We start from the raw sequence: 22,255 nt of genomic DNA, 5'->3' as shown, positions 1-22,255 counted from the left end.
CGCCTGCGCCTCGGCGAGCACGCTCATCGCCTGAGCCTCGGCCGCAGCGATCGCTGCCACCGCGGCCGCGTACTTCGCCGCAAGGGCCGCCGCGACAGCATCCACACCGTCGACGCCATCGACGTTGTCGTCGTGTGTGCCGTCACCGGGCCATGTCTTCATGTTCGAGACTCTACGCCGAGCCACCGACATCGACATTCGAAGTTATGTCGTTCTGACGCCCCACGGCGATTCTCTTGGTGAGACTTCTCTCATCCAGCTCGGGAAGGCATGCGCCACCGCCCTTCGACGGGCTCAGGGCGCGACAGGCTCACGCCTCGCGCGACTCGCGCTCCATCAGGGTGCGGGTGATCTCGGCCTCGGCGGCGACCTGGAGTCGGGGTGAATCGTCGTCGGCAGCATCCATCTCGACGTCGCCCGTGTCATCCGGTCCGCCCGTGCCCGGGACGACGCGCACCGCGTCGGTGTCGATGTCGTCGTCGAGGGTGTCGGGCAGCGGGTCGGCCTGCTTGTGCTGCGTCTCGGTCTCGCTGGCCGGGCTGTAGGCCACGTCCTTGCGCACGTCGTCTTGCATGAGTCCCATCCCATCTCTCGTCGGGTCTGCGACGGTACGCCTCTCACCCCTCCCGACCGGGGGGCTTGACAGTCGCCCTGGCAGGATGGGCCGGTGACCTTCCTCCCGGATGACCTGTACGCCACGATCGAACGCGCGATCCCGATCGCGTGTGTCGACTTCGTGCCCGTGCGCACGACGGTAGACGGGGATCTGGAGGTGGGGCTGATCCTGCGGGAGTCGCCCTATGGCCGGGTTTGGTGTCACCTCGGCGGCCGGGTGCGGTACGGCGAGACGGTGGCGGCCGCGATCCGCCGCCACAGCCGGGACACGCTCGGTGTCGAGCCCGTTCTCGGCGACGATCCGCAGCCGGCGTACGTCTATCAGTGGTTTCCGGATGCTGTCCGGCCCGAATCGCCCGAGACCGGCCACGACGAGCGCAAGCATGCGATCGGCCTGTCGTACACGGTGCAGCTCGGGAGCGACGCACCCGCGCCGCGCGACGAAGCTCTGGATTTCTCGTTCTTCGCGCTCGCGGCGCTGCCGGATCCGCTCTGGCCCGGGTGCGAGAGACTGATCGAGCGGATGCTGCTCACTCGATCGTGAACACGTCCAGGGCGACGGCATCCGGCATCCGTGTTCCGGTGGCGGCGAAGAGGCGCCCGTTCAGCCACGACCACGGCCCCGGGCCGGATGTCAGTCGCGGGTGCGAACGGAAGTAGATGCGCGCCGGGTCCACGATCTCGCCCCGGGCGATGCTCGCGAGGTCGTCGGGTGATCCGGAGCGGATCCCTCTGTTCTCGACGTAGATGGAGTGGCCGTCGTCGGTTCGCAGGGCGTAGCGTGCCTCCAGCTCGTGGCGTCCGTCATCGTGCAGGCTCTGGTAGTCCGCTCCGCCGGGCACGACCTCGCCGCTGAGCTCGGGGCCGCGCACGGTGCCGCCGAGAAGCGGGATGATCCGCCGGTGTACGCCGGCGACCACGCCGAGATCGATCGGTGCGCCGACCCGCACGTCGATGTGGGCGAGGAAGGTCAGCGTCGGCGCTGCGGGAGGGTGGGTCACACGCGCGATGCTAACAAGCCGCGTGTGTTCAGATCATCGACACCCGCTCGCCCGGCACCCCCGGCCGGGCGAGGATCGTCGGCACGGGGTCGCAGATCGCGACCCGCATCCGCACGCGGCGCACAGGCGCGCCGCGGGTCACGGCAGAGTCGCCGTCGATGCAGAGAAGGGCAGACGAACATGCGCGAAGAGATCTACTGGCTGGTCACCTGCGACGTCAAACCCGGAAAGTTCGAGGAGTTCACGCGCGTCGTCACTCCGCTCGTCGCGGGTTCACCGTGTTCGGCACGCCGGATGCCGAGGCCAAAGAGATCCTCGACGGTTTCGGCTCGCTCTACATGCGCCCGTTCGAGGGCTTGACCCGCAAGTAGCGCACCCGCGCGCACCCGCGCGCACCCGCCCGGCCCCTATCCCCGCCCGCCGGCATCCGCAACCCCCGCTCTCCGGACGCCGGCGGCGCTTATCGTCGGCTTATGGTCAACCCCGACCGCGCGCTCGAGGGCGCTGCGACCCATCACGACGTCCTCGTCATCGGGGGCGGCAATGCCGGGCTCTCGGTCGCGGGTCGTCTGCGCCGCCTGCTCGGGCGCACCCGCGGTGTCACGGTGATCGAGCCGCGCGGCACGCATCTCTACAAGCCGCTCTTCTCGCACATCGCGGGCGGCACCGCGCCCGCCCACCTCGCCCAGCGACCCCAGGCGGCGATCACGCCGCGGGGGGTCGCGTGGATCCAGGATGCCGTCACCTCCATCGATCCGGAGGGCGGCGCCGTGCACCTCGCCTCGGGCGCCACCCACACGTACGATCAGCTGGTCGTGTGTCCCGGCATCCAGAAGAACTGGGACGGCATCCCGGGTCTGCGGGAGGCCATGCGCTCGCCATCGGGTGTGTCGAACTACGAGTTCGATCTGGCCGCGAAGGCGTCGGGCGCTCTGCGCGACCTCGCGCGGGGCACGGTCGTCTTCACGCAGCCGCCGGGCGACGCCTCGTGTGCCGGCGCGGCGCAGAAGCCGATGTACCTCGCCTGTGATTTCTGGCGCGCGCGGGGAGTGCTCGATGACATCCGGGTTGTGCTCGTCGTGCCGACCGAGACGATCTTCGGCATGCCCCTGATCGATCGCGAGCTGGAGCGCAAGATCGCCGAGTACGGTATCGAGGTGCGATACGGCAGCACGCTCGTCGACGTCGACGCCGGTGCGCGTGTCGCGACGATCGAGGGGCCGGGCGGTGGGCGCGAGCGGCTGACGTACGACGTGCTGCACGCGGTGCCGCCGCAGTCGGCTCCCGACTGGATCGCGCGGGGGCCGCTCACAGGCCCCGGCATCCCGGGCGGTTTCATCGATGTGGATCCTGAGACGCTCCGGCACGCCCGGTACCCGAACGTGTGGGCGCTCGGGGATGCTGCCGCCACGCGCGCGTCGAAATCGGGCGGCGCACTGCGCCCGCAGGCGAAAGCGGTCGCGAAGAACGTCGTCGCCGCTCTGCGCGGCAAGCCCGCCCGCGCCCGGTACAACGGATATTCGGTGTGCCCGTTCACGGTGTCTCGGCACAGCGTCGTCTTCGCCGAGTTCGATGCCTCATGCCGGCCCAAGCCCACGATCCCGTTCTGGCGGGGCCTTGCCCGGGAGCGTCGACTGACGTGGGTCTTCGATCGCCGGATCTTGCCGTGGGTGTACTGGCATCTGATCCTGCAGGGGCGGGACTGACGCTCTCGATACCGCGCGGGCGCGCTCAGCCCGCGATCGAGCCGACGCCGACGCCGACGCCGACGCCGACGCCGAGCGGGGCCCGGGCAGGCTCGACGTCTGCGGCCGAGGTCGGGTAGACGGTCGCGCTCGACACATGGACGCGCACGCGGTCGCCGACACGATGGCGCCGGCCGACCGTGCGGGCGCGCAGTGTGAGGCCCGCCCACTCCACGACGAGGTCGGCGCCCTCGGGGGTGAACAGCGACGAACGCACGATCGCCGCCCCGTCGGGGTCGCTGTCGACGTGGACGGCGGGCGGCAGAATGGCCGCGCACGCGTCGCCGGCGCTGGTGGGCACCTCACGGCAGGTGACGGACAGGGGATGCCCGCTCGCGTGGAATCGGCCGTCGGCGACGTAGCCGTCGACGAGGGTGGCATCGGAGAGGAAGCGGGCGACGAACGGGCTGCACGGGCGCTCGAGCAGGGCGGCTGGGGTGTCGACCTGGAGGATGCGGCCGGCATCGAGCACGGCGACCCGATCGGCGAGGGCGAGCGCCTCGGAGCGATCGTGGGTGACGTGGATGACCGTCAGCCCCAGGTCGCGGGTCAGCGTGTGCAGCTCCAGCCGCAGCCGGTCGCGCAGCGGCTCGTCGAGTGCGGAGAGGGCTTCGTCGAGCAGCAGCACCCGGGGGCGTGCGACGAGGGCCCGCGCGAGGGCGACACGCTGGCGCTGCCCGCCCGAGAGCGTCGCGGGATCGCGGTGGTCGTGATCGCGCAGGCCGACGAGGTCGAGAGCCTCGACGACGCGGCGACGCCGTTCGGCGCGCGGCACCCGGGCGCGGCGGAGCGGATACTCGACGTTGCGTCCCACGCTCCAGTGGGGCCACACCGCGTGCTGCTGGAAGACCATGCCCAGGGCGCGGTGCTCCGGGGGGACGAAGACTCCGCTCCCGGCGACGACGCGATCGCCGATCAGCACCCTGCCGGCGGTGGGCGCGAGGAAGCCCGCGACGCTGCGCAGCAGGGTCGTCTTTCCGGAACCGGAGGGCCCGACGAGGGCGAGGAACTCCCCGTCGGAGATCGTCAGATCCACGTCGGCGAGGCCGGTCGTGCCCGAACGGTAGCGCAGGGAGACGGCGTCGAGGGTGACGGATGCCACGGGTGACTCTCTTTCAGGTCGTGCGGCGGGTGGCGAGCCCGATGACCGCGATGCCGAGGACGGCGACGATGAGGGACCAGGCGGATGCCGTGCTGAATGCACCCGCCTGCTGGAAGCTGAAGATCGCGACGCCGAGGGTCTGCGATCCGGGCGAGAGCAACAGCACCGACAGGGTGAGCTCGCGCACGGCGGTGACCGCCACGATGACGGCACCCGCGATCGCGGCCGGCAGCGCCATGCGGCACGAGATGTCGACGAGCGCTCGCAGTCGCCCCGCGCCGGCGATGCGCGCCGCCTCTTCGGCGCTCTCCGGCGTCGCCGACAGCGGCGCGGCGACCGCCTGCACGACGAGGGCGGTGAAGGACGTCACGTACGCGACGAGGATGAGCCACGGTGTGTTGAACAGTCCCAGCGAGGGTGCCAGCACGAGCCACGCGACGGCGATGACGATACCGGGCACGGCCTGCGGCACCATCGCGACGGCGCCGAGCCCCCGGGACGCGCGGCCGCGCGCACGCGTGATCACGACCCCGATGCCGAGCCCCAGCATCCCGCAGATCAGGGCGGCGAGGGTCGCGAGCATGACGGAATTCGCCGCGCCGGCGAGGGCGTTGGCCGAGGTCATCGCCCGGACGAGGTGGTCGAGGGTGAGGTTCTCCCAGGTCAGGGGGACCCCGGGCGCGCGCAGGAGCGTCTGCGTCAGCAGGGCGAGCAGCGGCAGCACGGTGAGGGTCAGCACCACGGCCCACATCGTGATGCCCCAGGGCAGTCGTGCACGGCCGAGCGGCATGCGTTCGATGGGCGCCGACGAGGAGTCCAGCTGCCAGGCGCGTCGGCCGAGCAGCGCATCGACGAGCAGCGCGAGGGCGGCGATGACCAGAAGCACGACGCCGATCGTTGCGACGACCGCGAGCGGTTCGTCGACGGTTCCCGACTGCAGGTAGCGGTAGACGAGGGTGGCCAGAGTGACGTAGCGCTCGGGCAGACCGATGATGGAGGGGATGCCGAAATCGGCCAGGTTGCCCACCGCGATGAGGATGAACGACGACGTCAGCGCGGGGCGCAGCAGCGGCACCGTGATGGAGAGGATCGCGCGCAGCGGACTCGCGCCGCCCACGCGCGCGGCCTGCTCGAGGTCGGTGGGGATCCGCCGCAGGGCTGCGGTGACGATCAGCATCGTGATCGGGTAGCTGTGCACCGTGAGCAGCATGATGACGCCGTCCGCGCCGTAGATCGACCACAGGGGGCCACCGAACATGCCGCGCCACCAGAGGTTGACGGGGCTCGTGGGCCCGGCGATCCCGAGCCACGCGATCGCGCCGACGAACGGCGGCACGAGCAGGGGACTCAGCGCGAGCAGCCGGAGCGCACCACGGCCGGGCAGGTCGGTGCGCTCGAGGAGGATCGCGAACACCGTGCCGATCGTCACGGCCGCCAGTGCCGACGCGGTCGCCGAGACCAGGCTGTTCACGCCGGCCTCGATCACGTCCCCCTGGAGGAGGACGCCGAGCTGGCTGCCGTCTCCGGCGAGGACGAGGATGCTGCCGATGGGCAGCAGCACGAAGGCTCCGCACGCGAGCCACAGCGCGAGGGTCAGGGCATCCACCGCGTCGAGACGACGCGCGGGACCGCGGACCCGGCGCTGTGCCGGGTCCGCGGTCCTGGATGCGAGTGCGCTCACTTAGAGGAACAGCCCGCGGAAGGTCTCGACGGCGGCATCCTGCGTGCTGCGGATGGTCTCGAGATCGGGCGAGAGGATCGTGATCTCGTCCATCGAGGGTGCGCCCTCGGGGGTGCCGACGTCCGAGCGCACGGGCAGGTAGGACTGCTCGACGGCGAGTTCTTGACCGGCCGCGCTGACGAGGAAGTCGACGAACGCCTGCGAGGCCTCGGCCTCATCGGTGTCGGCGAAGATCCCCACCGGCTGCGACACGTAGGGCACGCCCTCGCTCGGGTAGGACACCGCGATGGGCGAGCCCTGCGCGGCGAGCTCGCGCACGAGGTAGTCGACGACGATGCCCACCGGCTGCGCGCCGGTTGCCACCGCCTGGGAGACGGGGCCGTTGCTGTCGGCGATCACGGGGCGGTTCTCGGCGAGCGCCGTCATCCACTCCTCGCCGAGCGAGGACTCGTCGAGCCACACGGCGGCGTTGTACGCGGCGGCGCCCGACACGTCCGGGTTGGGCATGACGATCTGATCGGCGTACGCCGCGTCGGTCAGCTCCTCCCACGACGTCGGCGCGTCGGTGATCATGCCGGTGTTGTAGGCGATGACGGTGGGGATGATCCGGGTGCCGGTGTAGTAGCCCTCCGGGTCGACGACGTCGGGGTTGAGCGCGTCGACGTCGGCGGGCGTGTACTGCAGCAGCAGGTCCTCGGCGACGTAGTTCTCGAACGTGCCCGCGTCCGCGGCGAGGAAGACGTCGGCCTGGATCTGGCCGGACTCCCGCTCGGTGGCGATGCGGGTGGTGAGATCGCCGGTTCCGGCGCGGAACACCTCGACGGTGACCTCCGGGTGGATCTCGTTGAACGCGGCGACGAGCTCGTCGGCCTTCTCCTGCGGCTCGGAGGTGTAGAGCGTGATCGTCGCGGGCTCGAGGACGGACTCCGTCGTGTCGGGAGTGGCCGCCGGCGTCGAGGTCGTCGCGCAGCCCGCGAGGGCGAGCGTCGCGATGCCGAAGACGGCGAGGGGAGCGAGGGTGCGAAGGGGGGACATCGTTTCCTATCTGGTGTTCATCGGGTGATGGGGGAGGAGAAGAGCGGGGAGGGGGAGTGCAGGTTGACGCTCGTCGCGCTGACTCCGCCGGGCAGCAGGTGCACAAGCGAGAACATCGCCCAGTCGTGGCCGCTGACCCGGTCGGGTCCGGCATCCATCACCTGGTGATAGGCCAGCGAGGGACCGACCGAGACGGGGATGCCGCGCAGCGTCGCCGACAGGGGGTGGTGGAAGTGGCCGGCGAGCACCGCCCGCGCATCGGATCCCTCGAGGGCATCGAGCAGGGCGTCGGCGTCGCGCAGACCGGCCTTGGCCAGGCTCGGCAGGGGCGAGCCGAGCGGCGGATGGTGCAGGGCGATGACGCTTCCCGCGCCGTGTGGATGCTGCAGCTCGTCCCTCAGCCAGGTGAGCTGTGCGGCGCCCAGCTCACCGCTCGACGAGTCGAGCAGGAGGAAGCGAAGGTCATCGACGATGACGGCGCGGTGGTGGCTGCGGCCGTGACCGCGCAGCCGGCGGGCGGCGAGCGGATCGTCGTGGTTTCCGATGGTCGTCAGCACCGGTACACCCGTGCGGTGCTCGAGTTCGTCGAGGGCCTCGCCGACGGCCTCGTAGGCGTCGGCGTGCCCGCGTTCGACAAGATCGCCGGTGACGACGATCGCCTCGGGCGTGATTCCCGCCTGGCACACGTAGGCGCCGACGGTGCGGAGGCGCTCGATGCCGTCGACGGCGTCGTACAGACGGCCGTCGCGTGTCGCGTGCACGTCGCTGAGGTGCAGCACCGTCAGACGTCCGGTTGCGCGGCTCATGCGTGCGACCCCTGCTTGCGGCGCAGGCGCTCGAGCTGTGCGGGATCGAGCCCGCGGGCGCGCAGGTACTCCTCGGCTCCGCCCAGGTCGTCGATCACCGAGAGTGCGTGCCGGATGGCTTCGACGGGGCTGTCCAGGTGCAGGCGCAGGATCTCGGCCCGGTCGGCGTCGCTCGCCCGATCGGCGACCGCGGTGGCGTGGTCGTTGCGCGCGGCGCGCACGCCCGCGCCCGAGAGGACGTAGTCGGCGACCACGTCCGCGTCGGTCGCGCCGGCCGCCAGGCGGGCGAGTGCGACGACGAGTCCGGTGCGGTCCTTGCCGGCGGTGCAGTGCACGAGCGCCGCGCCGTCGGCATCGGCGATCGCCGCGACCGCGAGGGTCAGCGCCTCGCCCCGCTCGCGGATCAGGCTCTCGTAGATGTGCTCGAGGCGCCCCGTGCGAGGCGGTTCGTCGCCGTACAGGGCGACCGCTCGCACCGGCAGGCCGTGCACGGCCGGGCCGGCCTCGGAGGGCTCGCGCAGATCGACGACGACGCTGACGCCGTGCGCCTTCAGCACGCGTGTGCCGCTCTCGGTGATCTGCTCGGTGGCTCCGGAGCGGACCAGCCACGGGTTCTCGGTGCCGCTCGCGCGCACGTTGAAGAGCCCGTCGATCTCGATCGCCTGCATCGTCCTGCTTCCGGAATCCGCGCGTTACGTGAGTTTCACTGCGCCTGAAACGTCATTACATCGACCGTTCGGGCGCCGGAACTGGCGCGGCGGTGGCCGGAAGGCGGCGCGCAGGTGAACGATGCGTGCCGGGTGGCCCTACTCCTCGGTGAGGGCGTCGAAGACGACGTGCCGCATGCCGCTGACATCGGACGCGGGTGCCTGGAGGGCCAGCGCGGAATGCAGGGCGTGCAACACGACCGTGTGCCCGAGGCGGGCGAGGAAGGGATCGACGTCGTGGGATGCGCCCGCGGGTCCGGTGGTGATGACGATGTCGGAGATGCGGGCGATCGGGGAGCGGGCGTAGCTCGTGACGAGCGAGACGGTCGCCCCCTGGTCGGCGGCGGCCGTGCAGGCGCGCAGAGTCTGGACGTTGGCGCCCGAGTAGCTGAGGGCGAAGCACAGGTCGCCCTCCCTCAGCGAGTGCGCCGCGAACTGCTGCGCCAGGGCGTCCACCGGCGCCTCGGCGGCGCGGCCGACGACGCTGAGGCGCATGGCGAAGTCCTGGAGCGGGGGGCCGGAGAAGCCGTTGCCGACCAGCACGACCCGCCGCGCCGTCCGCAGGGCCGCCGCGGCGCTCTCGAGTCCCGCGGTTTCGACGTTCTCCTCGGCCAGACGGACGGCCTCCACGGCGTCGGCGAAGGTGCGCGCGACCGTGTCGTCGGCGCCGGAGTCGTCGTTCGCGGGGTCACCGGTCGCGGCGTCGTGCGCGCGGAATCTCGAGGAGCTCGATCTCGCCAGCTCGAGGCGCAGATGCTGGAAACCCCGGAATCCGAGACTCTGGCATGCCCGGATCACGGTCGCGGTGGAGGTGGCCGCCGCCTGGGCGACCTCTGCGGTCGACCACTCCATGACGTCATCGGGCTGGGTGAGGATGACCGCGGCGACCTTGCGCTCGCTTGGGCCGAGCGATGTCACGGAGGAGCGCACGCGCGCGAGGGTGCTCAGTTCCGGGCGCGAGATCACGGCGACAGTCTGGCAGACGCGTGTGCCCCGTCAGGCTCCGATGAGGCGCGCCACCTCGCCCGCGCGCTGGGCGAAGCCGGCGAGGTCGGGCTCGTCGGCGCGCGGCTGCAGCACGACCGTCGTGGCTCCGGCATCCATCAGCTGCTCGACCGCCCGCGCGACGGCTCGGGCGTCGCCGACCGCCGCGAAGCGATCCGAGCCGGGCGAGGCGCCCGCGAACTCGCCGGTCAGGTCGGCGTCGTCGCCGAAGACGGTGAGCAGATACACGACGACGGCATGCGGGGCGTCGCGGCCGGCCCGCCCCGAGCGCACCCGCTCGAGCGCGCGCGTGAGTCCGTCGGGACCCCACCCGCCCGGCAGCACGGTGCCATCGGCCAGCGCACCGCTGCGCGCGAGGGTCTTGGGGCCCTCCGCGGCCGCGACGACGGGCACCGGCACGGTCGGCGGCCAGTCGAGTGCGACGTCGTCGAGCTGCACGTAGCGCCCGGCGGTGCTCACGCGCTCGCCGGCGAGCAGCGCCCGCAGCGCGGGGATGTACTCGTCCATGAGCGTCAGCATCGACGCGGGTCGCGCACCGACCTGCGCCATCCAGTCCTGCACGCCGTGCCCGACGCCGCCGATGATGCGCCCGGGGTGGAGCCGCCCGAGGGTCGCGAGCTCCATCGCCGTGAGGGCGACGTTGCGCAGCGGCATCGGCATCACGCCGATGCCCACGCGCAGCCGCGTCGTGACGGCCAGGGCCGTGGATGCTGTCGCCACACCGCTCTCGCGGAAGCAGTCCTCCCAGAGCCACAGCTCGGGGACTCCCGCGTCTTCGACGGCGCGTGCCACCTCGACGAGGCGTTCGGGGGGAAAGGAGGGCTGGAAGATCACGCCGAGGGATCGCACCCGGACAGGCTACTCCGGGGCCTGCGGAGGGGCCTGCGGAGGGGGCTGCTCGGGGCCCTCCCAGCGCAGCAGGTCGCCCGGTTGGCACTCGAGAGCCTCGCAGAGCGCGTCGAGGGTCGAGAAGCGCACCGCTCGCGCGCGGCCGTTCTTGAGGACGGCGAGGTTGGCGGGTGTCACGCCCACGAGGTCGGCGAGGGTGCCCACCGACATCTTGCGGCGCGCGAGCATCACGTCGATATCGACGACGATCGGCATCAGATGACCTCGTCGAGTTCGGAGCGCAGGGCTCGGGTCTCGGCCTCGCGCTCGATGGCCTGGCGCAGGAGGGTGCGCATGACGAGTACCAGGAGCGCCATGCCGGCGAGGACGAGGCCGAATCCTCCGATGATGGCGACGAGTCCGGGTGCGGCGCCGCCGGGGGCCAGGATGGCCGCGAGCCAGAACACGATGGCGGCGGCCGCGGCGACGGCGCCGATGATGACATCGACCCAGCGGAAGGCCGCGGGCGTGAACACCGATCCGCGGCGCACCATCGTCAGCAGGCGCCACACGCAGATCGCGAAGACCTGCATGCTCAGCACCCCGAGCACCACGATGGTGACGACATTGATCCGTGCCCAGAGCGGGATGCCCGCCATGTCGACCCAGAGTGCGGGCACGATGCCGATCTGCACCACGAGCGATCCGACGAGCGACAGCGCGATGACGATGCGCAGCACGAGCACCAGCAGTTTCCCCATGACGACCCATTCTCTCGAAGAACGAGAGGAATCTATCGAATATCGATGGGTAATGCAAGCAAGTGCCTCACGGCGGACTCCGCGGCGGCCGCGACGTAGCGCGTGGGGTCCCGGAGGGCGTCGTCGGCCGTGGGCGCGTGCGCCACGGCCGAGGAGATGCCGCCGATGCCGTCGTCGGCGAGCGCGTGCGGTGCGAGGTCGGTCCTGCCCACCACCGCGACGACCGGGATGCCCAGACGCTGCGCGCGGCGGGCGATGCCGACGGGGGTCTTGCCGAATCGTGACTGCTCGTCGAGTGAGCCTTCGCCGACGATGACGGCGTCGGCGGCGAGGATGCGCTCATCGAGTCCGAGCAGTTGGGCGAGCACCTCGACTCCGCTCTCGATGTGCGCGCCGAGTACGGCGATCATCCCGGCGGCGAGGCCCCCGGCGGCACCGCCCCGCGTGCGCGCCGCGCCCGCGCCCGCGAGGCCGTCGTAGAGGGCGCCCAGATGCTCGAGGCGCCGCTGCAGTCGTGCGACCGTGACCGGGTCTGCGCCCTTCTGCGGGCCGAAGACGGATGCTGCGCCGTCGGGGCCGTGCAGTGGTGAGAGCACGTCCGAGCACAGCCGGATGTCGACCTCGGCCAGTCGCGGATGCGCTCGCGTCGTATCGATGCGCTCGGTGCGATCGGCGTCCCCCACGAGCGTGAGGTCTGTGCCGTCCACATCGACGAACCGCACGCCCAGGGCGCGGAGGGCCCCGAACCCGCCGTCGGTGGTCGCGGATCCACCCAGGCCGATCACGATGCGGTCGACGCCGTCGTCGAGCGCGTGGGCGATCAGTTCTCCGGTGCCGCGCGTGTCGGCGCGCAGGGCCGAGGCGGGAGTGGGGCGAACATGCCGGAGGCCGCTCGATTCGGCCATCTCGATGAAGGCCGTGCCCTCGTACATCGCCCACGAGGCGTCGACGGTCCCGCCGAGAGGCCCGGTGACCCGGTTCACCCTCCGTTCGCCGCCCGCGAGCGCCACCGCCTCGACGGTGCCCTCACCGCCGTCGGCGAAGGGGAACAGCATCAGCTGCGCCCCCGGGTCCGCTCGCATGATGCCCTCCGCGATGGCCGCGGCCGCCTCCGCTCCGGTGAGGGTGCCCTTGAACTTGTCGGGCGCCACGAGGTAGCGGTGGCCGGCTGCGCTCCTGAGGTCAGCATCCATGGGACAAACCTAGGTCGGGCGCGAGCGTGGTGCGGCGTCGCGACCAGCGTCGTGATTCAGCATTCCGTTAATTCATCAATCCCTGTACATTCGTCGAATGGCCGCCGCCCCCACAGCCTCCGTGACGCATACCGCCGCTCTCGCCCGCCTGGGCCATGCCCTGTCGGATCCGACGAGGGTCGGCATCCTGCTCGCGCTGCGCGAGGCGCCGGCGTTTCCCTCCGATCTGGCAGACGCGCTCGGGGTGTCGCGTCAGGTCATGTCGAACCAGCTGGCGTGTCTGCGCGGTTGCGGGCTGGTCGTCGCGCAGCCCGACGGGCGGCGGTCCTGGTATCGCCTTGCGGATCCGCATATCGCACCGGCGCTCGCCGAGTTGTTGCAGGTCGTGCTTTACACCGAACCGGGATGCTGCGCCGGCGACGTCTGCATGTGCGCATGATCGTCGGGGGTCGGGCCGACGTGCTGCGCCGACGGATCCGCTGGATCGTCGCGGCGACCATCGCGTACAACGTCGTGGAGGCGAGCGTGGCCATCACCGCGGGCACGATCGCCTCCTCGGGGGCGTTGGTGGCGTTCGGGCTGGACTCCACGATCGAGGTGCTCTCTGCAGCGGCCGTCGCGTGGCAGTTCACACGGCGCGACCCCGAGCGCTGGGAGCGAGGAACTCTCCGGGTGATCGCGGTCGCCTTCTTAGCGCTCGCCGCGTATGTCACGGCCGCGTCGCTGCTATCGCTTCTGCTCCGCGTAGAGGCAGAGCACAGCACGCTCGGCCTGATCATCACGGCGCTCAGCGTCATCGTGATGCCCTTCCTGTCGCTGGCCGAGCGTCGTGCCGGGCGCGAGCTCGGCTCCGCGACGGCTGTCGCCGATTCGAAGCAGACGCTGATCTGCACGTATCTCTCGGCGGCGGTGCTCATCGGTCTGGTGCTGAACTCGCTGTTCGGCTGGTGGTGGGCCGACCCCGTGGCGGGTCTCGTCATCGCGGTCTTCGCGTTGCGGGAGGGCGCGGAGGCGTGGCGGGGTGACGCGTGCGCCACCTCGGTCGGGATGCTGCTCGACGAGGGGGGGAGGCGACGATCACGCGCATGACGACGCGCACCGCTGAGCGCGCGAGCCACCGCGACCCCCGCCCCGCACCCCCGTAAACTCACGACCGGAGCGCATCGGCCTCCGCTTCGGAGGTGCACGACGCATGAACGCTCCCGCAACGCCCCGCACGACGTGGCTGCTCGTCGACGGCGAGAACATCGATGCGACGCTCGGGTCGGCCATCCTCGATCGCCGGCCGCAGCCGGGGGAGCGGCCGCGCTGGGATCGGCTGACCGACTTCGCAGAGGATGTCTGGGGTCAGCCCGTGCGCGGGGTGTTCTTCTTGAACGCCTCGGCGTTCATGCCGATGCCGTTCATCCAGGCGCTGAAGGCGATGGACTACATCGTGCTTCCCCTCGCGGGCACCGCCGATCAGAAGGTCGTCGACATCGGCATCCAGCGCACGATGCAGGAGCTGGCCCGGCGCGCGGACGACGTGATGCTGGTCAGCCACGACGGCGACTTCCTCCACGACATGGCGGGCCTCATCGACGGCGAGCGCCGGGTCGGCGTGGTCAGTTTCACGGAGTTCCGCAGCCAGGGATTCAGCCGGCTGGACGGCGTCGAGCGGTTCGACCTCGAGTACGACGCGGGCGTCTTCGACGAGCCGCTGCCGCGGATCCGCGCGATCCCGATCGACGAGTTCGATCCCGCCGCGTTCCTGTTCTGATTCGCGGCCGCCGACCCGCACGCCGTCCCTCTTGTACGCGTGCGCCGCGACTGTCACCATGAGCGCAGCGCCCGGGCGCGGGGCCCGGACCGGCCGAGGGGATGGTCATGGAACACAGGAATCACCGGTCGCTGTCGGCTCGCGAGCTCGCGAGCCTGGACCTGATGATCACGGCGGCTCAGCAGCGCGGGCTCAGCTGGGACGACATCGCGTCAGACGATGACGAGGCCGAGGCTCAAGCCGAGCGGGTCGAGGCGATGTGGGAGGCGCGACACGGCGGCATCGAGTTCTCGAATCATGATCGTGAGGTGCTCGAGCAGATCCGTTCGCTCGCCCGCACGCTGGAGTCGCAGGTGACTCTCGCCCAGCTGCTCGACCTGCGCGCAGAGGCTGCCCGGTCGACGCAACGCTGACCGCCCGCGATGGGGGCGTGGATGCTGGGGGCAGCGCTCGCGGTGCTCTTCGGGCTCTGGCTGGTCGCCAGCATCCCGAATCAGTTCCGGTGGCGATGGTGGGAGACGGTGGCGAGGCGGGACGCGCTCGGACTGCTGCCGCGCTGGACGTTCTTCGCCCCGCGCCCGGGACAGCACGATCTGCACCTGATCTTCCGGGATCGTTCGCCTGTCGATGACGCCATCACGGGGCCGTGGCGTCAGGTCGAGTTCGCCACGATGCCGTGGTGGCTGCGCGTCGTCTGGAATCCCTCGAGGTTCGCGCGCAAGGCGGTGACGGATGTCGGCGGTGCGCTCGTGCGCGCGGCGACGCGGGCTGGGCGCTCCGGCGAGTCTCCCGCTGTCGTCGCCGCGATGATCCAGCTGAATCCCGCATACCTGCGCGTGCTGGGTTGGGTGTTGGCCCAGCCCGGTGACGAGGGCGGCGACGCACGGCAGTTCGCCCTGGTGCGCACGCAGACGGACGACGCCGATCGCCGTCTCGAGCCCGTGTTCGTCTCGTTCATCCATCCACGACCGTGACCGGGGGGGTGTGGGCTCTCGATCTGGCCTGCCGGATCGCCGCCGTGGGTGTTCTGGTCGGTGCTCTCGAGCAATGGCACATTCGCGAGCGCTTCGCCGCGGGCGGCGTGCTCGGACCGCCCCCGGCCGCGAGGTCCGACGTGCGATCCAGGATGCTGCTGCTCCTCGTCGCGGCTCAGGTCATCGCCGCCCTGATCGTGATCACCGTCGGGGTGGCGAGCCCCCCGGGTTGGGTTGCGCTGTGTCTGCTGGTGATCGCCTTCACGAGCCTGCGCGTCCTGCGCCGGGTCGGGGGAGACGGGGCAGAGCAGATGGCGAGCATCGTGCTGATCGCGACCGCGCTGGTCGCGCCGGCGTTTCCGGGCGATGTGCGCGTAGCGCTCGCCGTCGCATTCATCGCCGCGCAGGCGGTGCTGGCGTATCTCACCTCGGGGGTGGCGAAGTTCGTTTCTCCGGTCTGGCGAGATGGAACGGGTCTGCGCGGCATCCTTTCCACGGTGGATCACGGCACGCCCGCGATCGGCCGCTGGCTCGGCCGGCATCCCGGGCTCTCGGTTGCGGCGAGCTGGGCGACGATCGGCTTCGAGTGCGGGTTCGTGCTGGCGCTCGTCCTGCCCCCGCCCCTCGCCGGCGCGGTGCTCGGTGTCGGGTTGGCCTTCCACGCCGCATGCGCCGCGCTGATGGGGCTGAACTCGTTCCTCTGGGCGTTCCCCGCCACCTACCCGTGCGTCTGGGTGGCGAACGAGGCTGTGCGCGGGGTGCTCTTCGGGTGACAGCATCCACCCACAACCCCCGCCCCGCCGGGCACCTCCCGGGGCGCGTCTGGGAGACCATGCGCCCCGAGAGGTCAGGCTCGGAACCGCCCCCGGAGTGCGGCGGCGGTGGAAGGTCCTCCCCCATCCTCACCGTACGACCACGGTCGGCGCCGGTGGAGGAGCGCCGGGGCAAGTCACCCGCGATTCACCCGCGGCACACCGGGCGGCCCTCTCGAAGCGCGCTCTTGGGGAACGGTCGCTTCGAGAGGGCCTGGTGAGAGTGTCGGCCTGCGGCGGAGCACTTGGGGTTGCGTCCGACGCGCGCTGCTGGGGACAACGGTGCCGACAAGGATCGATCCCTCCCACGTTCCAGGCTAGTCAGGGCTCGCGCGCCGCGTCGAGCGCGACCGCCGCGCCACGGTGACGTCACCCGCACGTCACCCTCTCCGCGAGCGGCGGGGCACCCTCTGCGCGAGCGGCGGGGCGCTCATCGGCGGGCGCTCAGATCAGCCCGCGACGGCGGGCCTCGGCGACCGCCGCGGTGCGGGACTGCACCCCGAGCCGGCGGTAGAGGCGATGGCAGCGCGTCTTGATCGTGTTGATCGAGAGGTAGAGCTCGTCGGCGATCTCCTGCCGCGTCATGGTGGTGGCCAGCAGCACGAGCAGGTGCTCCTCGCCGCGCGTGAGCGCACCGTCACCGGTGGCCGCGTCGCCCGGGGCGCTGCCGCCCTCGTGTCGGAGCGCGCGCAGCAGGCGGGCGGCGTCGGCGGGCATCGCGGCGAGCTCGTCGTCGGAGGGCGGCCGCGTGTGGGCGAGGCACCTGCGCAGCAGATCGGTCGCTCCCGTGCCATCGCCCCGGCGCAGCAGGGCGGCGGCGATCACTCCGGTGCTCGAGATGCGCAGGCGCCGCAGCTCGCCTGAGCGGGCGATGACCTGCTCGGCGGTGTGGATCGCGGCGTCGTAGAGACCGCTGTCGAGCAGCACGAGGGCGCGTCCCGAGAGAGTGAGGTCGCAGTCGGGGTCGGCGGCCTCGAGCGCGGCGCGTGCGGCGGCGTGGTCGCCGCGCAGGCGGTGGGCCATCGCGCGGGCGATCGGGATGACCGAGCGTGCGACGCCGTCCCCGCGCAGGCCGGGCGGTTCGGCGTGCTCCACCTGTGTCAGCAGCCCGAGCGCGTCGTCGAGGTGCCCGCGCCGGTAGATCGGCCGCAGCAGCGCCCACAGACCGAACGGCCAGAGCTCGCGGGCGTCGGCGGCCAGCAGCGGATCGCGGGCGTCGGCCGCGGGATCGGGGGTGACGAGGTGACCGGCGAGCCGGGCGGCGTAGTCGATCTCGGGTTCGGTCCACGATGCCGATCGTGGCAGCCGGTCGAGGGCGATCAGCACTCGGCGGGCGATCTCGGTGTCGCCGACGAGGGCGTGCAGCAGCGCGTACTTGGCGTGCGCCTCCCGCTCCAGGGTGCGCACCTCGTCGGGCAGTCGCCAGAGGGTCGCGGTCGCCAGCCGGCCCGCGCTGCGTGAGAAGTCGCCGGCGAGCAGGGCGGTGACCCCGGATTGCAGGGTCACGAACGGGCGCCACCCGCGCGAGGTGTCGAAGAGCGCCGATGCCGGGGGCAGCGACGCCTCGATCTGTCCGGTGTGCACGCGCTCGAGCGCCGCGCGCGGGTGTCCCGCCAGGCGCAGGCGGGCGGACTGGATGAGGTGCGAGACGGGGGAGTCGTCGGGCGGCGTCGACTCCTCGATCGCGGCGGTGCCGCCCGCGGTCAGCGCGTGCATCATCTGGATCAGCGGGTGGTCGGCGCGTACACAGGCGGGCAGCTGCGAGAGCGCGTGGTGCAGGCGGTCGGGCGGCACCAGGTACCAGTAGGCGACCGGATGCTGCTGCACGGCCTCGGCGAGCTCGCCGGGCGGAAGATCCAGGCGCGGAGGAGAGACCCCGGTCGTACCGGCGGAGCCGGCGGGGGTCTGCGAGGAAGGAGGATACGAGGTCATGCCTCTGATCGGTGGGGGGCGAAGTCCCAGTGTTGCGATATACCGCAAAAAATGTCAAACAATATCGTGTTTCGACCGTGTGAACATCAAATATGAGAGCGATCTCATCCAATTTTCCTTCATGCTGCACGGTGTATCAGGGCGCGTCCTCGCCCCCTCCTCGTCGTGTTGCGCAGGTGCGCACGGGGAGGTGCATGGTGCTCGAATACCGGATGCTGATGGCGGCGCTGCACGATTTCGAAGACGCGCTCGCCGCGCAGACCATCACCCAGCCCGAGGTCGCGCGCGCTCGCGCACGCCATCTCGGCAGCCTCGGGGCGGAGCCGGCGCACGCGGCGCTCGGCGCACTTGTCACGCCGCTCGCGTGGTTCGCGACGGTCGGTGACACCGAAGCCGACCTGGTCGCCGATGTCGCCGCGCTCTGGACGCGAGGCCTTGCGCTCTACGACGCCCTCGGGCGGTTCCGGCTCTCGCTCCAGGCCGTGCTCGATCAGCCCGGCGCCCCCGATCCCGCGGCGATCGCCGAACTCAACGCCGCCGGCAACGCGCTGCGCCTGCTCGCGCCTCAGGTGCAGAGTCTGCTCGCGGATCTGGACAAGATCCGCACGCGCGTGGCGTCGCACGATCACCTGCCGCCGCACCCGCGTCAGGAGGACCGGCCGATCGAGGACTGGAACGCGAGCGATCTGCTGCTGGCCCGCCGTACGGACGCGCTCGTCCGGGCGCTCCTGTCCCGCGCGGGCACCCCGCGCACGGAGGCGTTCGCCCTCGGGGCCTGCGCCGCGTACGGCGCGCAGGCGTCGGGATCGATGTATCTCGGCCAGGTGGTGGGCGGGCCGCGCCGCGCGCATCGGATCCGCGACCGCGTCGGGCGCAACGCGATCGGCGCGTGGATCGCGGGCGCGCGTCCCGACGTCCCGACCTTCGCGGCACTCGCGGATCTGCTCGAGGGTGCCATGCCGGCGGGTATCGACGTCGAGGCGGCGACCCTGCTGTCAGAGGCGCTCGCCGAGGTGCTGCCCGGCGGCATCCCGCCTGTGCCGCTCGATGCCGGGACGGGTTTCACGCGCATGATCGCGCATCTGCGCGCGCTCGCCGTGATCCGCACGCCCGCGCCGCCGGCTCCGCTCTCGGATGCGCTGGCGGCGACGCTGTTCGGCGATCCGGCCGCGCCGTTCACCCCCACCCTCGAGGATCAGAGCGCGCTCACGCAGTCGGGCGGCACGCCCGGGGTGGCGGGCAGCGGAGGGGGAGTGCAGATCCTGTCGGCGGGGGATGATGGGCCCACGCACCAGGAGGAGCCCGACTCGACCGAGGTGAAGTGTGGCGCGTTCTGGGAGGCGCTGGGTCTGAGCCTGCTGTTCGTGCTCGGGGGCTGGTTCGCGTGCGTGGTGCGCTGGGCGGGTGGCGATCGCTGCCCCCTGTGGGATGACGCGGGGGCCAACTGGGCGGCCGCGTTCGACAATGGCGTCTATGTCGGCGGCGAGGTCGACACGGACTGGGGGTCGCAGATGCTCACCGCGGGCGATGCCGCGGCCCTCGCCCAGCGACCGGAGGTGATTCAGCTGGCGGGTGATCTCTTCACGGCGCAGTCGTCGCTGTGGGAGGGGTTCGAGCGAGCGGCGGAGTTCCTCGCCCTGCACGGGGTGATCTATCCCGACGGGTTCCTCGCGCGGCAGCGCTACCGGCAGTTCACAGCGATCCCGCGCACCGAGCAGGGGCTGTGGCCGCGGCAGGCGTACGACGGGCCGCGTTTCGACCTCTACCCCGACACCGAGGTCGAGGAGCCTGCGGGCCTTGCGCCCTTTGTTCCCGGCACGACGCCGTCCGCGATCCTGAGCGGCATCGGCGGGGGTGGGCAGCTCTCGGCGCCGGCGATCAGCGTTCCGCTGTGGGCGGATGCTGTCGCGGCGATCGATCCGGTCGTGAACCTCGATCTCGACGCCGATCGCGGGTGGCGGCACGAGTGCTGGCAGACCGGGGGATCGATCACCGATCAGCCGGTCGATGCGCAGATTCTGGGTTACGACGACGTCTGAGCATGCGGCGACGAGACATGCGGCGAGAGACAGAGAGCAGAAGAGACTATGCCTGAGCGCGAGATCGACGATTCCCGTCCGTTTCTGACGATTCCGTACGGGCCGACCGATACGGGCGAGGTTCGGCCCCTGCCCGGTTCGGTGACGTGGTGGCTGTGCGGCGGCATCCGCACCTCGACGTATCAGCCCGGTGAGGTGCTTGAGGTCGCCGTCGATGTGCGCAACAGCGGCGGCGCCAATGCGGCGTCGCTGGCGCAGGTGACGGTGTGGTGGTCGGATCCGGCGCTGGGGTTCGTGATCGTGCCCGAGAATCTGATCGGCTTCCGTCAGGTGGCGGTGCCGCCGCGTGGGGGGACTGCGACGACGGCGACGATGACGCGGCGGATGCCGCCGGATGCGCCCAATCACATCTGCCTGATCGCGAGGATCTCGCATCCGCTCGATCCGGCGGCGCAGACGCCCGATCCGGTGAATGATCGGCACTGGGCGCAGCGCAATCTGTCGGTTGTCGCGACGCCCGCGGGTGTGCCGGCGATCGTGAACTTCACGGCGGCGAATCCCACGATGGATGCTGCCGACTGGCTCGTGCGCATCGCCCCGGTGCGCGATGCCGGGCGCTTCGTCGGTCTGGATCAGGTTGTGGGTGAGCCGCAGGATGATGTGTTCGCCGTGATGCGCGTGGACGGCGAGGTGGGTGAGGGGGCGTTGGAGTTCTCGATCGCGCTGGAGCCCGGCGAGCGTCGTACCTTCGATGCGGAGCTCGAGGTGCAGGGTCTTGAGCCCGGCCGGTTCGCCGTGTTCGAGGTGTCGCAGTCGCAGCCCGAGCGCGAGCAGGTGTTCGGCGGCATCGGCGTGGTGGTGGTCGCGACTCGCGACTGACCGGTCGAGCGTTACCTCCGCGCATCGGTGACTAGCCTGAACCCATGCCGATCGAGACATCAGCCATTCTCTCCTGGACGCTCCAGCAGGAGATCCCGATCCCGAACGACGTTCGCGGGCTCCTCGTCGAGGGCGAGCAGCCGGTCGCGTCGTTCAAGACGTTCCGCGACTCCGCGACGTTCACGACGAAGCGGCTCATCGTGCGCGATGCGCAGGGCATCACCGGTAAGAAGGTCGAGATCTATTCGCTGCCGTACAGTGCGATCAACATGTGGTCCACCGAGAATGCCGGCGGATTCCTCGATCGAGACGCCGAGCTCGAGTTGTGGACGCGAGCGGGACACATCAAGGTGAAGATCACCAAGGGCGCCGACATCCGTCGCATCGACAGCCTGATTGCCTGGGCTGTGCTCCAGCCGCACTGACGCGGCACGACCCCCGAGCGTCGGGAACTCATCCCTCACTCCGGGATGTCACCCGTCAGTCACCCGCGTCGCGGGTTGCGTGTCGCGGGATGCGCGATCGCGATCGCGATCGCGATCGCGGACAGTACGGTGCGTCCGCGAGGTCGGGATCAGAAGGGTGCGTCCTCGACGTCGGGGATGAATCCGATGGTGACGGGTGGTGGGGTGTCGGTGTAGTGGAGTCCGCCGGGTGATATCCATTCGATGACTCCGCCGGGGTGGTGTTTCACCCGCCAGGGTGTTTCGCCCTTCAGCACATGATGTCGTCGACACAGTGCGCAGAGGTTTCTGTGGTCGGTGGCTCCGCCGAGGGCGAAGTCTTGGCCGTGGTCGATGTCGCATCGGTGGGTGGGCATGCGGCATCCGGGGAATCTGCAGTGCGGATCCCGCACCCTCAAGTGCCTGGTCAAATCCGCCGAACGCGTGTATCTGTCGACGGCGAGGACCCCGCCGGTGATCGGATCAGCCGCGAGGATCCTCGCGGTGTCGAGGTCGATCGGCGCCCGTCCCACCAGCTCTGCGGGGTCATCGGTCACCCCGGCGAGTGCGAGGGCGGGGACGGTGACGTTGACCGTCGCGCGGATCGACGCGAGCCCACCGTGCCCGTCACCGAGCCCTTCACCGGTCTCGGTGTCGATGCGGTGGGTGAGGACCATCTCCATGAGCACGTCGGCACGCACCTGATCCAGCGTCCGAGAATCCACGATGCCGCCACCCGCGCCACCCGCGCCGCCCGCGCCGCCCGCGCCGCCCGCGGCAGCCGCTTCAGCCGCAGGCTCGCCAGTCCCAGCTGCGCTCGCAGCCGCCGCGTCCGCGGTTTCGGCGGCGTGTGCGGTGTTGAGGACGTCGCGGGCGATGTGGGTGATCATGTCGTGGATGCCGTGCACCGGCACCGCCGGGCCCCGGAGGAGGAGTTC

The 22,255-nt window shown here is 71.1% G+C and carries 25 protein-coding genes; 11 read left to right on the top strand and 14 right to left on the bottom strand.

What is annotated here, in order from left to right; all coding sequences use genetic code 11:
• Nucleotides 1-310: 310 nt before the first annotated feature.
• Nucleotides 311-583, bottom strand: coding sequence for a hypothetical protein (locus tag DI573_RS06410; RefSeq protein WP_292811901.1), 273 nt, complete (start codon nt 581-583; stop codon nt 311-313).
• A gap of 84 nt (nt 584-667) precedes the next feature.
• On the opposite strand from DI573_RS06410, the gene DI573_RS06405 reads away from it, so the two are divergent.
• On the top strand, nt 668-1,159 hold the full coding sequence (locus tag DI573_RS06405) for a DUF4916 domain-containing protein (RefSeq protein WP_292811898.1): 492 nt from the start codon (nt 668-670) through the stop codon (nt 1,157-1,159).
• Here the strand turns inward: DI573_RS06405 and DI573_RS06400 are convergent.
• On the bottom strand, nt 1,146-1,616 hold the full coding sequence (locus tag DI573_RS06400) for a DUF3237 domain-containing protein (RefSeq protein WP_292811896.1): 471 nt from the start codon (nt 1,614-1,616) through the stop codon (nt 1,146-1,148). The two genes, DI573_RS06405 and DI573_RS06400, sit on opposite strands and share 14 nt — an antisense overlap.
• A 473-nt stretch (nt 1,617-2,089) precedes the next feature.
• Between DI573_RS06400 and DI573_RS06395 the strand changes: the two genes are divergently transcribed.
• Nucleotides 2,090-3,322, top strand: coding sequence for an FAD/NAD(P)-binding oxidoreductase (locus DI573_RS06395; protein WP_292811894.1), 1,233 nt, complete (start codon nt 2,090-2,092; stop codon nt 3,320-3,322).
• 25 nt (nt 3,323-3,347) lie between these two features.
• Here the strand turns inward: DI573_RS06395 and DI573_RS06390 are convergent, their stop codons facing one another.
• The 10 genes from DI573_RS06390 to DI573_RS06345 form a co-directional block, all read right to left on the bottom strand.
• Nucleotides 3,348-4,463: an ABC transporter ATP-binding protein gene (locus DI573_RS06390; protein ID WP_292811892.1), complete on the bottom strand. Its 1,116-nt coding sequence runs from the start codon at nt 4,461-4,463 to the stop codon at nt 3,348-3,350.
• Nucleotides 4,464-4,476: 13 nt separating this feature from the next.
• Nucleotides 4,477-6,069 carry an iron ABC transporter permease gene (locus DI573_RS06385; protein ID WP_292811890.1) on the bottom strand — a complete coding sequence of 531 codons (1,593 nt, stop codon included), beginning with the start codon at nt 6,067-6,069 and terminating at the stop codon, nt 4,477-4,479.
• A 75-nt stretch (nt 6,070-6,144) separates the two neighbouring features.
• On the bottom strand, nt 6,145-7,179 hold the full coding sequence (locus DI573_RS06380) for an ABC transporter substrate-binding protein (protein ID WP_292811887.1): 1,035 nt from the start codon (nt 7,177-7,179) through the stop codon (nt 6,145-6,147).
• 17 nt (nt 7,180-7,196) lie between these two features.
• Entirely contained in the window at nt 7,197-7,985 is a 789-nt protein-coding gene (locus DI573_RS06375; RefSeq protein WP_292811884.1) for a metallophosphoesterase, read from the bottom strand.
• Nucleotides 7,982-8,653, bottom strand: a complete 672-nt coding sequence (locus DI573_RS06370) for a tyrosine-protein phosphatase (protein WP_292811882.1) — start codon at nt 8,651-8,653, stop codon at nt 7,982-7,984. The genes DI573_RS06375 and DI573_RS06370 overlap by 4 nt, the downstream gene beginning before the upstream one ends.
• 138 nt (nt 8,654-8,791) lie before the next feature.
• Nucleotides 8,792-9,658, bottom strand: a complete 867-nt coding sequence (locus DI573_RS06365; protein ID WP_292811879.1) for a MurR/RpiR family transcriptional regulator — start codon at nt 9,656-9,658, stop codon at nt 8,792-8,794.
• 30 nt (nt 9,659-9,688) lie between these two features.
• Nucleotides 9,689-10,546, bottom strand: coding sequence for an LLM class flavin-dependent oxidoreductase (locus tag DI573_RS06360; RefSeq protein WP_292811877.1), 858 nt, complete (start codon nt 10,544-10,546; stop codon nt 9,689-9,691).
• A gap of 9 nt (nt 10,547-10,555) precedes the next feature.
• Nucleotides 10,556-10,801 carry a helix-turn-helix transcriptional regulator gene (locus tag DI573_RS06355; protein WP_292811874.1) on the bottom strand — a complete coding sequence of 82 codons (246 nt, stop codon included), beginning with the start codon at nt 10,799-10,801 and terminating at the stop codon, nt 10,556-10,558.
• Nucleotides 10,801-11,286, bottom strand: coding sequence for a DUF2975 domain-containing protein (locus tag DI573_RS06350; RefSeq protein ID WP_292811872.1), 486 nt, complete (start codon nt 11,284-11,286; stop codon nt 10,801-10,803). The genes DI573_RS06355 and DI573_RS06350 overlap by 1 nt, the downstream gene beginning before the upstream one ends.
• Before the next feature lie 32 nt (nt 11,287-11,318).
• Complete coding sequence (locus DI573_RS06345; protein ID WP_292811869.1) at nt 11,319-12,479, bottom strand: glycerate kinase; 1,161 nt, start codon at nt 12,477-12,479, stop codon at nt 11,319-11,321.
• A 97-nt stretch (nt 12,480-12,576) separates the two neighbouring features.
• Between DI573_RS06345 and DI573_RS06340 the strand changes: the two genes are divergently transcribed.
• The 6 genes from DI573_RS06340 to DI573_RS06315 all read left to right on the top strand — a co-directional run bounded on the left by DI573_RS06340 (nt 12,577) and on the right by DI573_RS06315 (nt 15,985).
• The gene (locus tag DI573_RS06340) at nt 12,577-12,918 is read left to right on the top strand and encodes a metalloregulator ArsR/SmtB family transcription factor (protein ID WP_292811867.1); all 342 of its coding nucleotides are present in this window, start codon (nt 12,577-12,579) and stop codon (nt 12,916-12,918) included.
• Nucleotides 12,885-13,568: a cation transporter gene (locus DI573_RS06335; protein WP_292811865.1), complete on the top strand. Its 684-nt coding sequence runs from the start codon at nt 12,885-12,887 to the stop codon at nt 13,566-13,568. Before DI573_RS06340 ends, DI573_RS06335 begins: the two co-directional genes overlap by 34 nt.
• Before the next feature lie 103 nt (nt 13,569-13,671).
• The gene (locus DI573_RS06330; protein WP_292811863.1) at nt 13,672-14,238 is read left to right on the top strand and encodes an NYN domain-containing protein; all 567 of its coding nucleotides are present in this window, start codon (nt 13,672-13,674) and stop codon (nt 14,236-14,238) included.
• Between the two features lie 107 nt (nt 14,239-14,345).
• Nucleotides 14,346-14,651: a hypothetical protein gene (locus DI573_RS06325; RefSeq protein WP_292811860.1), complete on the top strand. Its 306-nt coding sequence runs from the start codon at nt 14,346-14,348 to the stop codon at nt 14,649-14,651.
• 21 nt (nt 14,652-14,672) lie between these two features.
• Nucleotides 14,673-15,212, top strand: a complete 540-nt coding sequence (locus DI573_RS06320; protein WP_292811858.1) for a hypothetical protein — start codon at nt 14,673-14,675, stop codon at nt 15,210-15,212.
• Entirely contained in the window at nt 15,209-15,985 is a 777-nt protein-coding gene (locus DI573_RS06315; RefSeq protein WP_292811855.1) for a hypothetical protein, read from the top strand. The genes DI573_RS06320 and DI573_RS06315 overlap by 4 nt, the downstream gene beginning before the upstream one ends.
• Before the next feature lie 483 nt (nt 15,986-16,468).
• Here DI573_RS06315 and DI573_RS06310 read toward each other — a convergent pair whose 3' ends face one another.
• Nucleotides 16,469-17,956, bottom strand: coding sequence for a LuxR C-terminal-related transcriptional regulator (locus tag DI573_RS06310; protein ID WP_292811853.1), 1,488 nt, complete (start codon nt 17,954-17,956; stop codon nt 16,469-16,471).
• A 194-nt stretch (nt 17,957-18,150) separates the two neighbouring features.
• On the opposite strand from DI573_RS06310, the gene DI573_RS06305 reads away from it, so the two are divergent.
• The 3 genes from DI573_RS06305 to DI573_RS06295 are packed head-to-tail and all read left to right on the top strand — an operon-like array spanning nt 18,151 to nt 21,299.
• On the top strand, nt 18,151-19,995 hold the full coding sequence (locus DI573_RS06305; RefSeq protein WP_292811851.1) for a hypothetical protein: 1,845 nt from the start codon (nt 18,151-18,153) through the stop codon (nt 19,993-19,995).
• Between the two features lie 48 nt (nt 19,996-20,043).
• The gene (locus DI573_RS06300) at nt 20,044-20,874 is read left to right on the top strand and encodes a hypothetical protein (protein WP_292811848.1); all 831 of its coding nucleotides are present in this window, start codon (nt 20,044-20,046) and stop codon (nt 20,872-20,874) included.
• Between the two features lie 44 nt (nt 20,875-20,918).
• On the top strand, nt 20,919-21,299 hold the full coding sequence (locus tag DI573_RS06295) for a PH domain-containing protein (RefSeq protein ID WP_292811846.1): 381 nt from the start codon (nt 20,919-20,921) through the stop codon (nt 21,297-21,299).
• A 149-nt stretch (nt 21,300-21,448) separates the two neighbouring features.
• On the opposite strand, the gene DI573_RS06290 is transcribed toward DI573_RS06295, so the two are convergent.
• A partial coding sequence (locus tag DI573_RS06290) for an HNH endonuclease signature motif containing protein (RefSeq protein WP_292811844.1) occupies nt 21,449-22,255 on the bottom strand: 807 nt, incomplete at its 5' end.

It is taken from the genome of Microbacterium sp., assembly GCF_003248605.1.
Taxonomy (GTDB): Bacteria; Actinomycetota; Actinomycetes; order Actinomycetales; family Microbacteriaceae; genus Microbacterium.
The sequence above is the reverse complement of the archived record's forward strand: the minus strand, read 5'-3'. Positions and strand labels throughout refer to the sequence as shown.